The 12831-nt window shown below is 67.5% G+C and carries 6 protein-coding genes; 2 read left to right on the top strand and 4 right to left on the bottom strand.

The genetic code is table 11. The annotated features are described in order from the left end of the window. Positions 1–129 precede the first annotated feature (129 nt). Positions 130–1860: a DUF1800 domain-containing protein gene (locus tag AB0P21_RS17090; RefSeq protein ID WP_363697610.1), complete on the top strand. Its 1731-nt coding sequence runs from the start codon at positions 130–132 to the stop codon at positions 1858–1860. Between the two features lie 14 nt (positions 1861–1874). Beyond that, a complete protein-coding gene (locus AB0P21_RS17085; protein ID WP_363697608.1) occupies positions 1875–3236 on the top strand; it encodes a DUF1501 domain-containing protein in 1362 nt (453 codons plus the stop codon). Positions 3237–3298: 62 nt separating this feature from the next. Here AB0P21_RS17085 and AB0P21_RS17080 read toward each other — a convergent pair whose 3' ends face one another. The 4 genes from AB0P21_RS17080 to rpoB form a co-directional block, all read right to left on the bottom strand. Then, positions 3299–4717, bottom strand: a complete 1419-nt coding sequence (locus tag AB0P21_RS17080) for a nuclear transport factor 2 family protein (RefSeq protein ID WP_363697606.1) — start codon at positions 4715–4717, stop codon at positions 3299–3301. Positions 4718–4898: 181 nt separating this feature from the next. Then, complete coding sequence (locus AB0P21_RS17075; RefSeq protein ID WP_363697604.1) at positions 4899–5306, bottom strand: DUF1801 domain-containing protein; 408 nt, start codon at positions 5304–5306, stop codon at positions 4899–4901. Between the two features lie 77 nt (positions 5307–5383). Beyond that, positions 5384–9244: a DNA-directed RNA polymerase subunit beta' gene (locus AB0P21_RS17070; RefSeq protein WP_363697602.1), complete on the bottom strand. Its 3861-nt coding sequence runs from the start codon at positions 9242–9244 to the stop codon at positions 5384–5386. A gap of 71 nt (positions 9245–9315) precedes the next feature. Next, complete coding sequence (gene rpoB, locus AB0P21_RS17065) at positions 9316–12801, bottom strand: DNA-directed RNA polymerase subunit beta (protein ID WP_363698439.1); 3486 nt, start codon at positions 12799–12801, stop codon at positions 9316–9318. Positions 12802–12831 lie beyond the last annotated feature (30 nt).

Genomic DNA, 12831 nt, shown 5'->3' with positions numbered 1-12831 from the left:
CTGTCGTAACCGCCGCACTTGCCTGGAGAAACGCCCGTGGATCACGGTCCCGCCCCCTCGAACCGTCCCCGCCTCACCGCGGACGAGCAACCGCCGCCAGGTCCTTCCGCCCCCAGGACCCTGTCGCCGGTGGCCCGCCGGGCGGCCATTGGAGCCGTCGCCGGCACCTTGGCCGCCGGCGGGCTTGCAGCGGAGATCATCAGCCGCCCCGATTCGCTCCAGAACCGGGTGCTGGCCGCGTCTCCCCCCGACGGCTCAGCCCGTACCACGGCAGCCCGCGCCAAGATCGCCCAGCAGCCGAGTCTCGCCACCGCCGGCGAGGATCGCGACTCCAGCTTCGTCGCCGCCAAGGGCTCCAAGCCCGCAGCGCAGACCGGCAAGCCCCAGGAGTACGCCGGTTACGCGGCCGCCGCCAAGGCCGGCCACGCCTCCCCCGGCTTGCTGGTCAGCAAGGGCGGACCGCTGACGGACGCACAGGCCCGTCGCCATCTGCTCAACCGGGCCACCTTCGGCCCGCGTCCTTCCGACGTACAGAGTCTGGAGAAGCTCGGGATCGACAAGTGGCTGGCGGCTCAGTTGTCGCCGACAGCGAAGGACCCGGCCGGCGACCAGGTGTGGAAGGCAGTGTCACTGGCCGGTGCGGATCCGGCGACTGTCCGGCGGTCGATCCCGGAGTACTCGTGGGAGGCCATGTTCCACACGGGGACGGCGACGCTGGGCCGGCAGGTGTTCGGCAGCAGGCAACTCTTCGAGGTCGTCGTCGACGTCTTCGCCAACCATCTGCACGTCGCGACGCCGTCGGACCGTGGCTGGGACGTCGCGCCGCAGTACGCGGTGTCGGTGATCCGGCGGCACGCCTTCGGTCGGTACAGCGACATGTTGAAGGCCGCGATGCGGCACCCCGCGATGCTGCGGTTCCTCGACAACGACCAGTCGACCCGCGACAGCGTCAACGAGAACCTCGGCCGCGAGTTGCTGGAATTGCACACGGTCGGAGTGTCTTCCGGTTATACAGAGAAGGACGTACGGGCCAGTGCCTATGTACTGAGTGGCCGCAGCGCCACCAAGGAAGGCACCTTCGAGTACGTCGCCGACAAGCACCGCACCGGCCGGGTGAAGGTGCTCGGCTGGTCTGCGGCCAATACCTCGGGCAAAGGCGGCCTGGCCACCGGCGACCGCTACCTCGACTACTTGGCCAAGCACCCGGCGACTGCCAAGACCATCGCGCGCAAACTCGTCGTACGGTTCGTCTCCGACTCTCCCCCGGCCGAACTGGTCAACCGGCTCGCACAGATCTATCTGACCAACAACACCGCGATCCTGCCGATGCTGACCGCGCTGTTCCGCAGCAGCGAGTTCTGGAACTCCCTTGGGCAGAAGACGAAACGGCCGCTCGAAGACGTGGTCAGTAGCGCACGTGCCCTCGACCTGCCGTTCGGACCTGCCACCGCCAAGGGACTGGAAGCCGTCTACTGGGAGCTCAACAACCTCGGCCATGCACCGCTGGCCTGGCCCTCCCCCAACGGCTACCCCGATGTCGCTCCGGCCTGGGCGTCCGCCGGCCAGATGCTGGAGCGCTGGTCGATGCACCGGGCCCTCACCTACGGCTGGTGGGACGGGATGAAGCAGGCCAAGCTGCCGTCGGCGCTGCGTCCTCGCAAGGGCGATACCTACAAAGAGTGGTTCGACCGGCTGGGTGAGCGACTGATCGGGCAACGGCCCGACACCCGGCAACGCACGGCCCTGTCGACCTTCGTCCAGGCCAAGCCCACCGCCCGCGTCGACCAGGGGCGGATGGAGTGGCAAGCAGGGCACGTCGTTGCCCTGGTTCTCGACTCCCCGCAGTTCCTGGCCCGGTGAAGGAGTACCAGCCCATGAGAGACACACTCGCCTCCCTGCACCCCGACTGCCCGGACTGGCGACGCCTCGGCCCGACACCGGCTGACGCAGTACTGCGGGCGCAGGCTGCTGCAGTAGCGGCTGATGGAGAGGACAGGGAGTCGCAATGGAGTAGGGGCTTCACCCGGCGTCGCCTGTTGGCAGGTGGCATGGGAGTGGGCGTTGCCGCCATGGCTTCGCAACTGGTGACCACTCGGATCTCCTGGGCGGCACCTGGCGCTGACCCGGGTGGCACGTTGATCGTCATCTTCCTGCGGGGCGGCATGGACGGGTTGTCGGTGGTAGTGCCTGCTGACGATCCCGAACTGCTGAAGGCTCGGCCGTCGATCGCAGTACGGGCTGCTTCGTTGATCAATGTGCAGCGTGGGTTCGGGATGCACCCGGCGCTTGGTCCGCTGCTGCCGCTGATGACGGCGGGCAAGGTGGCCGCAGTACCGGCTGTGTCTACGCCGGATCTGACGCGCAGCCACTTCCAGGCGCAGGACTGTCTGGAGCGCGGTGGAGCTGCACGGTCGTCGGTGCAGTCCGGCTGGCTCGACAGAGTCCTGCAGGAGCTGGGCCCCGGTACTACGTTCCGCGGGCTGGGGATCGGCGCCCGGATGAGCCGGTCGCTGCTGGGTGACTCCAACCCGGTGATGCTGACTTCGCTGAAGGACTTCACCGTCAAGGGGATCGACGGAGTGGCGCCGCAGACGCTGGCGGCGCTCAAGACGCTCTACACGGGAATCGATCATCCGCTGGGTGTGCAGGGGCTGGATGCCTTGCAGGCTTCGGCGCAGGCGCAGAGCTATGCCAAGCAGCAGGTGACGCCGGCGAAGGATCGCGGCTACCCGGATGGAGAGTTCGGGGCGGCTCTGGCGACGTTGGCGCAGCTGATCAAGTCGAAGGCCGGAGTACGGGTGGCCACTGTGGACCTTGGTGGCTGGGACATGCACACCGGCCTCGGCACGGTCGACGGTGGCGACATGACCAACTCACTGAAGACGGTCGCGGGTGCCCTTGCTGCGTTTGCGGCGGAGCTCGGGCCTGACCTGGACAACACCACGGTGGTGACGATGAGCGAGTTCGGCCGGCGGGTGGAGCAGAACGCGAACAGCGGGACCGACCACGGGCACGGCGGCGTCGCGCTGGTGCTGGGTGGCGGGGTCAAGGGCGGGGTGCACGGGAAGTGGGAGGGGTTGGCGTCCGGCGTACTGGATCAGGGTGATGTGCCGGGGACCAACGACTACCGCGACGTGCTGTCGGAGATCGTGATGCGGCGGCTCGGGCTCAGCGAAGGGCAAGCGGGCAAGGTCTTCCCGGGCTGGAAGCCTTCGCCGCTCGGCATCATGGCCTGAACCAGTTCGAGCGCACCGCGATGGTGGTCGCGGTGCGCTCGAACTGCTAGCTGGACCAGCGGTCAGGCCAGGAAGCGGACCTCGGTGATCAGGCCGTCCTGTACTTGGTAGAGCGCCACCGTCGGGGTGCCGTTGGTCAGGGTCTGCTCGATCACCCAGTCACCGACCAGCATCCGCTGCACCAGCACCCGCTCGCACTCCCCCGCCTCGAACTGCGGGCGGTAGTGCTCACGCAGCGAACGGCGGCCGCGCATCACCGGGCCGTCGGCGAACTGCAGCTGAGCCGTCGGCGAGTACATCGCCAGGAACGCCTCGAGGTCATGCGCCTCGAACGCCGCATGCACCCGCCCGACCACCCGCGAGGCCGCGGTCTCGGTCGCGGTGGCCGCAGCTTGCTGGCTGGCGGGCGCAGCAGGCTTCTCGGCCGGCACGAACCCAGCCGACCGACTCGGCTCGACAACAGCCTCGGTCCGAGCCGCTGCCGGAGCGGTGTCCCCCGCGGCAGGCGGAGCGACCAGGCCGGAGGCAGCCGTCGGTGCGGCGGTGCCGCTGGCGGCAGTCGAGCGAGCCGATGCCACAGCCGCCTCGCCTCGCTCACCACCGGAGGTCTGGCGCGGAGCCGGCGGCGCGACCAGGCCCGTCGTGGACGGGGCGGCCGTGCCAGCAGCTGACCGTGCAGTGGCGGGGGTTTTGCTGGGTTGCTGGGTGGGGGCCGGGATGGTGGTGGCTGGGATGGGGAGCTGACTGGGAGCAGTGGGGTCTTCGCCCAGGTGGGCGATGGCCCAGTCCAAGGCTTTGGTCACCGCGGCGCGGGACTCTTCGCTGTGGTCGAGCATGTCGAAGCCGTGTTGCCCTTTCGGTACGTCGATGATGTCCAGCGCGGTACCGCCGGCGGAGACGAACTCCGCCACCGGTCGGGCGAGTTCTTCACGCTCGCGGCCGACTCTCGTCAGCAGCACCGGCAGGTCCTTGTGTTTGCCGATCACTTCGGCGGCGGAAACCAGTTCGTCGACACCGGGCGGAGTGGCGAGCATCGGATAGGTCAGGACGACGGCGCGCAGCCAGTCGGGGCGGCTGTCCAGCCACTCCCCCGCCAGCAGTCCACCGCCGGAGAAGAACCACAGCACGACCCGCTCCGGGTCCACCTGCGGATCGGCGCGCAGTACGCCGACAGCGGCCTCCACGTCGTCCGCCGCGGTCGCCAGCTGGTCGAGTCCGCGGATCAGGCTGTGGTCGACCGTGACAGCCACCTGACCGCGCTGAGCGATCGCCGCGGCATACCCCTGGAAGACCGGCCAGTCCCGCGGCTGCACCTCGAGCTCCGGCGGCATCGGACCGCCGTGGACCAACAGCACGGCGCCGGTCCGCGCGGTCCCGGCGGGCCGGTGGAAGTCCAGCTGCCCGACCCGATCGGTACTGCGCTCCGCCCCCTGCTCGACGTCCAGCACGAACGGTTGCAGGTAGGGCGGGAGGTCCGTCATACGCGTCATCTTCGCGCATCCCGCCGACACTTCCACGCCCACCCCTCGCAACACTCCGGAGCCGACCGACCACCCTCGGCGTGTCGCCCCACCAGCAACACCCGTAACCCCTGCCGGTACGTCGATCCGGCCGGTACTTCCCTTGTTGCCAAGGGCAACCAGGGTCTCGGCCGGCCCGGACTCAGCCGTTGCGGGCCGCCGCGATCGACGCAACGAGCAGCTCGGCCAGTACCTCGGGATCGGCGTCCGCCAGCCGCTTGAGATGGAGGCAGGAGACGGTGTGCTTGTGCGGCCCGAGCCGCGCCAGCAGTTCGGCGTACCCGTCGAAACCGTCGGACAGGTAGAGGGTCAGTGAGGTCTTCCGCGGCGAGTAGCCGACGTCGAACCAGTCCAGTTCCTTACCGCTCGCGTAGACCAGCCGCCGGTCGCCGAAGCCGACGATCGACGGGCCCCACATGGCCGGCTCGCAACCGGCCAGCTCGGTCAGCAGCGTGTTGAGTTCCCGCGCGTCGGAGCGGCGCGGCTCGGGCACCGACGAGAGGAACTCGTCGACGGAGGCGCCGGTACGGACGGTCTTGTTCTCGGCCATGAGGCAATCGTGCTGCAAACGCCGCGAGGGCGGCACCCCCTGGTGGGAGTGCCGCCCTCGACGGGTACTGCGATGACCTACTTCTGGTACGAGCCCAGATCGAAGTCGTCGAGCGGGACCGACTGCCCGGCGGACGGACCGAAGTCGTAGTCGTACGACTCGTAGCCGACCATCGAGTACATCGCGGCCTTCGCCTCCTCGGTGGGCTCCACCCGGATGTTGCGGTACCGGTCCATGCCGGTACCCGCCGGGATCAGCTTTCCGATGATGACGTTCTCCTTCAGACCGACCAGCGAGTCGGACTTGCCGTGGATCGCGGCCTCGGTCAGGACCCTGGTCGTCTCCTGGAAGGAGGCGGCCGACAGCCACGACTCGGTCGCGAGCGACGCCTTGGTGATACCCATCAGCACCGGACGACCCGAGGCCGGCGTACCGCCCTCGGACACGACCCGACGGTTCTCGGCCTCGAACAGCAGCCGGTCCGCCAGCTCGCCCGGCAGCAGGTTCGCCTCGCCGGACTCGATCACCGTGACCCGGCGCAGCATCTGCCGGACGATGATCTCGATGTGCTTGTCGTGGATCGCCACACCCTGCGACCGGTACACGGCCTGTACCTCGTCGACCAGGTGCTCCTGCGCCTTGCGGATACCCAGGATTCGCAGCACTTCCTGCGGGTCCGGCGTACCTTGCGTCAACTGCTGGCCGACCTCGACCTGCTGACCGTCCTCGATCAGCAGACGGGCCCGCTTCGACACCGGGTAGGCGACCTCCTCGGAACCGTCGTCCGGGGTGAGCACCAGCTTCCGGGTCTTGTCGGTGTCCTCGATCGCGATCCGGCCGGCAGCTTCACCGATCGGCGCCTTGCCCTTGGGCTGGCGAGCCTCGAAGAGCTCGACCACCCGCGGCAGACCGTGGGTGATGTCATCACCCGCGACACCACCGGTGTGGAAGGTCCGCATGGTCAGCTGCGTACCGGGCTCACCGATGGACTGCGCCGCGATGATACCGACGGCCTCACCGATGTCGACCGGCTTGCCGGTCGCCAGCGAACGGCCGTAGCACTTCGCGCAGGTTCCCGTCTTGGCGTCACAGGTCAGCACGGAGCGGACCTTGACCTGCTCGATCCCGGCTGCCACCAGAGCGGCGATGGAGACATCGCCCAGGTCGCTGCCAGCGGCGAGCACCAGCGTGCCCTTCGCGTCGAACGTGTCGGTGGCCAGGGTGCGTGCGTACGCGCTGGTCTCCACGTTCTCGGCGTGCACGATCTTGCCGTCCGGACCGGGCTCGCCGATCAGCTTCGGCAGACCGCGCTCGGTGCCGCAGTCCTCCTCGCGGATGATGACGTCCTGCGAGACGTCCACCAGACGACGGGTCAGGTACCCCGAGTCGGCGGTCCGCAGCGCGGTGTCGGCAAGACCCTTACGAGCACCGTGGGTGGCGATGAAGTACTCGACCACCGACAGGCCCTCGCGGAAGTTGGACTTGATCGGCCGGGCGATGATCTCGCCCTTCGGGTTGGCCACCAGACCACGCATACCGGCGATCTGCCGGATCTGCATCATGTTTCCACGGGCGCCCGAGTGCACCATCATCCAGATCGGGTTGGCCTTGGCGAAGTTCTCCTCCATCGCCTTGCCGACCTCGGCGTTGGCGCCGGTCCAGATCTCGATCAGTTCCTGCCGCCGCTCGGACGAGGTGATCAGACCCCGCTCGAACTGCTTCTGGACCTTCTCGGCCTGGGCCTCGTAGCGCGCCATGATCTCGGGCTTGCTCGGCGGCGTACTGAAGTCGTCGATCGACACCGTGACACCCGACCGGGTGGCCCAGCGGAAACCGAGGTCCTTCAGCGCGTCCAGGCAGTAGGCCACCTGGACCTTGGAGTAGCGCTCGGCCAGATCGTTGACGATCGAGCCCAGCTGCTTCTTGCCGACCTCGACGTCCACGAAGGTGTAGTCGCTCGGCAGCGCCTCGTTGAACAGGGCGCGACCCAGCGTGGTCTCCAGCGAGAACCCACCGTTCGGGCGCTCGGTCGAACCGGCCGGCGCACCGGCCTGGTCGAGCCGGAGCGTGATCTTGGCCTGCAGCGACAGCTCCTTGCGGTCGAAGGCCATCAGGGCCTCCGCCAGCGAGCTGAACGCCCGGCCCTCGCCGAGCTCGCCTTCCTTGAGCATCGTCAGGAAGTAGATGCCGATGATCATGTCCTGGGTCGGCATCGTGACCGGACGGCCGTCAGCAGGCTTCAGGATGTTGTTCGTCGACAGCATCAGGATCCGCGCCTCGGCCTGGGCCTCGGCCGACAGCGGCAGGTGCACCGCCATCTGGTCACCGTCGAAGTCCGCGTTGAACGCGGAGCAGACGAGCGGGTGGATCTGGATCGCCTTGCCCTCGATCAGCTGCGGCTCGAACGCCTGGATCCCCAGTCGGTGCAGGGTGGGCGCGCGGTTCAGCAGCACCGGGTGCTCGGTGATGACCTCTTCCAGCACGTCCCAGACCTGGGACCGCTGGCGCTCGACCATCCGCTTGGCGGACTTGATGTTCTGCGCGTGGTTGAGATCGACCAGCCGCTTCATCACGAACGGCTTGAACAGCTCCAGCGCCATCGCCTTCGGCAGACCGCACTGGTGCAGCTTCAGCTGCGGGCCGACCACGATGACCGAACGGCCGGAGTAGTCGACGCGCTTGCCCAGCAGGTTCTGACGGAACCGGCCCTGCTTGCCCTTGAGCATGTCGGACAGCGACTTCAGCGGCCGGTTGCCCGGGCCGGTGACGGGACGTCCACGGCGGCCGTTGTCGAACAGCGCGTCGACGGCCTCCTGGAGCATCCGCTTCTCGTTGTTGACGATGATCTCCGGCGCGCCCAGGTCGAGCAGCCGCTTGAGCCGGTTGTTCCGGTTGATCACCCGGCGGTACAGGTCGTTCAGGTCGGAGGTGGCGAACCGGCCACCGTCGAGCTGGACCATCGGCCGCAGGTCCGGCGGGATCACCGGAACGCAGTCGAGCACCATGCCCATCGGGCTGTTGTTGGTCGCCAGGAACGCGGTGACGACCTTGAGCCGCTTCAGGGCCCGCGTCTTGCGCTGGCCCTTACCGGTCTTGATCGTCTCGCGCAGGCTGGCGGCCTCGGCCTTCAGGTCGAAGGTCTGCAGCCGGCGCTGGATCGCGGCGGCGCCCATCGAGCCGGAGAAGTACTTGCCGAACCGCTCCTTCATGGCGCGGTACAGGATCTCGTCACCCTCGAGGTCCTGGACCTTGAGCGACTTGAACCGGCTCCACACCTCGTCCAGGCGGTCGATCTCGCGCTGCGCACGGTCGCGCAGCTGCTTGACCTCACGCTCGGCGCCTTCCTTCACCTTGCGGCGAACGTCGGCCTTCGCGCCCTCGGCCTCGAGCTGGGCGAGGTCCTCCTCGAGCTTCTTCATCCGGGTCTCGATGTCGTTGTCGCGCCGGCCCTCGAGCTGCTTGCGCTCGACATCGGTCCGGCCCTCCAACGACGAGAGGTCGCGGTGCCGCGCCTCGTCGTCGACGTCGGTGATCATGTACGCCGCGAAGTAGATGACCTTCTCGAGGTCCTTCGGGGCGAGGTCGAGCAGGTAACCGAGTCGCGACGGGACACCCTTGAAGTACCAGATGTGGGTGACCGGCGCGGCCAGCTCGATGTGGCCCATCCGCTCGCGACGCACCTTGGACCGGGTGACCTCTACGCCACACCGCTCACAGATGATGCCCTTGAAGCGGACACGCTTGTACTTACCGCAGTAGCACTCCCAGTCCCGGGTGGGACCGAAGATCTTCTCGCAGAACAGACCGTCACGCTCGGGCTTGAGCGTCCGGTAGTTGATCGTCTCGGGCTTCTTGACCTCGCCGTGCGACCACTGGCGGATCTCATCCGCGGTCGCCAGGCCGATCCGAAGCTCGTCGAAGAAGTTCACGTCGAGCACGATGTGTTATCTCCCGATTGTCAAAAGTTGGGTCTGAGTGAGTTGGTTGTTGATCGAAAGCGGCAACCCGCTCAGACCTCTTCGACGCTGTTCGGCTCGCGCCGGGACAGATCGATTCCCAGTTCCTCCGCCGCGCGGAAGACGTCCTCTTCGCTGTCGCGCATCTCGACCCGGCTTCCGTCGGACGAGAGCACCTCAACGTTCAGGCACAGGGACTGCATTTCCTTGACGAGAACCTTGAAGGACTCGGGGATACCCGGTTCCGGGATGTTCTCGCCCTTGACGATCGCTTCGTACACCTTGACGCGACCGACGACGTCATCGGACTTGATGGTGAGCAGCTCCTGCAGCGCGAAGGCGGCACCGTAGGCCTCGAGGGCCCACACCTCCATCTCGCCGAACCGCTGACCACCGAACTGCGCCTTACCACCCAGCGGCTGCTGCGTGATCATCGAGTACGGACCGGTCGAGCGGGCGTGGATCTTGTCGTCCACCAGGTGGTGCAGCTTCAGCAGGTACATGTACCCGACGCCGACCGGCTGCGGGAAAGGCTCACCCGAGCGGCCGTCGAACAGGTTGGCCTTGCCGGTGCTGTTGACCAGGCGGTCGCCGTCACGGTTCGGCAGGGTCGAGCCGAGCAGGCCGGTGACCTCTTCCTCACGTGCACCGTCGAAGACCGGGGTGGCGACGTTCGTGAACGGCTCGGCTTCGCCGGCGCCGATCTTGATCAGCCGCTGGGCCCACTCCTCGGTGCTGTCCGGGTCGACCTTCCAGCCGCGGCTGGCAACCCAGCCGAGGTGGGTCTCGAGCACCTGACCGACGTTCATCCGGCCGGGCACGCCCAGCGGGTTCAGGATGATGTCGACCTGGGTGCCGTCCTCCATGAACGGCATGTCCTCGACCGGCAGGATCTTCGAGATGACGCCCTTGTTGCCGTGGCGTCCGGCGAGCTTGTCGCCGACGGAGATCTTGCGCTTCTGCGCGACGTACACGCGGACCAGCTGGTTCACGCCCGGCGGCAGCTCGTCGCCGTTGTCGCGGTCGAAGACGCGGACCCCGATGACGGTTCCGTTCTCACCGTGCGGCACCTTCAGCGAGGTGTCGCGCACCTCGCGCGCCTTCTCACCGAAGATCGCCCGGAGCAGCCGCTCCTCCGGGGTCAGCTCGGTCTCACCCTTGGGCGTGACCTTGCCGACCAGGATGTCACCGGTGGTGACCTCGGCGCCGATCCGGATGATGCCCCGCTCGTCCAGGTCCGCCAGCATCTCGTCGGAGACGTTGGGGATGTCGCGGGTGATCTCCTCCGGGCCCAGCTTGGTGTCGCGGGCGTCGACCTCGTGCTCCTCGATGTGGATCGAGGTCAGCAGGTCCTGCTGCACGACGCGCTGGCTGAGGATGATCGCGTCCTCGTAGTTGTGACCCTCCCACGGCATGAACGCCACGAGCAGGTTCCGGCCGAGGGCCATCTCGCCCTCGTCGGTGCACGGACCGTCGGCCAGCGGCGAGCCGACCTCGACCCGCTGCCCGGCGTCGACCAACGGACGCTGGTTGATGCAGGTGCCCTGGTTCGAGCGACGGAACTTCTGCAGCCGGTAGGTCTGGTACGTGCCGTCGTCGGCGGCGACCTCGATCAGGTCGGCCGAGACCTCCTTGATCACACCGGCCTTCTCCGACACCAGCACGTCACCGGCGTCGACCGCTCCGCGGAACTCCATGCCGGTACCGACCAGGGGGGCGTCCGCGGTGATCAGCGGAACGGCCTGGCGCTGCATGTTGGAGCCCATCAGGGCGCGGTTGGCGTCGTCGTGCTCGAGGAACGGGATCATCGCGGTCGCGACCGACACCATCTGGCGCGGCGAGACGTCCATGTAGTCGACGTCGTCGACCAGCACGAGCTCGACCTCACCGTGACGCCGGCGAACCAGCACCCGGTCCTCGGCGAACACGTCGTCGTCGGTCAGCGCCGCGTTGGCCTGAGCGATGACGAACCGGTCCTCCTCGTCCGCGGTCAGGTAGTCGACCTGGTCGGTGACCCGGCCGTCGACGACCTTGCGGTACGGCGTCTCGACGAAGCCGAACGGGTTCACCCGGCCGTACGTCGCGAGCGAGCCGATCAGGCCGATGTTCGGGCCTTCCGGGGTCTCGATCGGGCACATCCGGCCGTAGTGCGACGGGTGCACGTCCCGGACCTCGAAGCCGGCCCGCTCACGCGACAGACCACCCGGGCCGAGTGCCGACAGGCGGCGCTTGTGGGTCAGACCCGCGATCGGGTTCGTCTGGTCCATGAACTGCGACAGCTGGGAGGTTCCGAAGAACTCCTTCAGCGCCGCGACCACCGGGCGGATGTTGATCAGGGTCTGCGGCGTGATCGCCTCGACGTCCTGGGTCGTCATCCGCTCGCGGACCACCCGCTCCATCCGGGCCAGGCCGGTGCGGAGCTGGTTCTGGATCAGCTCGCCGACCGTGCGCAGACGGCGGTTGCCGAAGTGGTCGATGTCGTCCTCTTCGACGACGATCTCGCCCTGCGGCGCGGTCAGCTCGGTCTTGCCCTCGTGCAGCGCGACGATGTACTTGATCGTCGCCACGATGTCGTTGATGGTCAGAACGGCGGTGTCGTGGGTCTCGTCACGGCCGAGCTTCTTGTTGATCTTGTACCGGCCGACCTTGGCCAGGTCGTAGCGCTTGCCGTTGAAGTAGTAGTTGTCCAGCAGCGCCTGGGCAGCCTCGCGCGTCGGCGGTTCGCCGGGGCGCAGCTTGCGGTAGATGTCCAGCAGCGCGTCGTCCTGCCCGGAGGTGTGGTCCTTCTCCAGGGTGAGCCGGATCGACTCGTACTCGCCGAACTCCTCGAGGATCTGCGCGTCGGTCCAGCCGAGCGCCTTGAGCAGCACGGTGACGTTCTGCTTGCGCTTGCGGTCCAGCCGCACGCCCACCAGATCGCGCTTGTCGATCTCGAACTCCAGCCACGCACCGCGTGACGGGATGATCTTCGCGGTGAAGATGTCCTTGTCCGACGTCTTGTCCGGCGTGCGCTCGAAGTACACACCGGGCGAGCGAACCAGCTGGGACACGACGACACGCTCGGTGCCGTTGATCACGAACGTGCCCTTGCGCGTCATCAACGGGAAGTCACCCATGAAGACGGTCTGGCTCTTGATCTCGCCGGTCTCGTTGTTCATGAACTCGGCGGTGACGAACAGCGGCGCCGAGTAGGTGACGTCACGCTCCTTGCACTCGTCGACCGTGTTCTTCGGGGGCTCGAACCGGTGGTCACGGAACGACAGCGACATGGTTCCGCTGAAGTCCTCGATCGGGGAGATCTCTTCGAAGATCTCCTCGAGGCCGGACGGGGAGGACAGATCTGTCCGTCCCTCCGCCTCGGCGGCGGCCACCCTGGCCTGCCAGGTTTCGTTTCCGACCAGCCAGTCGAAACTGTCCACCTGCAACGCAAGAAGATCCGGAACCTCGAGAGGCTCGGAGATCTTTGCGAAGGAGATGCGACGGGGTGCGCCGGAAACGTTCGTAATGCTGTCGGACTGGGGGTTGCGCGAGGCGACCAAGGGGCGTCCTTCCACGGGCTCGCAAAGTAA

This window comes from Kribbella sp. NPDC056861 (genome assembly GCF_040687575.1).
Lineage (GTDB): Bacteria > Actinomycetota > Actinomycetes > Propionibacteriales > Kribbellaceae > Kribbella.
This window is presented reverse-complemented; position numbering and strand designations above follow the sequence as displayed.

Bases quoted from the DNA above. Each gene is read 5' to 3' on its own strand.
- AB0P21_RS17080 (WP_363697606.1), bottom strand. From the start codon at position 4,717: ATGACGGACCTCCCGCCCTACCTGCAACCGTTCGTGCTGGACGTCGAG.
- AB0P21_RS17085 (WP_363697608.1), top strand. From the start codon at position 1,875: ATGAGAGACACACTCGCCTCCCTGCACCCCGACTGCCCGGACTGGCGA.
- AB0P21_RS17075 (WP_363697604.1), bottom strand. From the start codon at position 5,306: ATGGCCGAGAACAAGACCGTCCGTACCGGCGCCTCCGTCGACGAGTTC.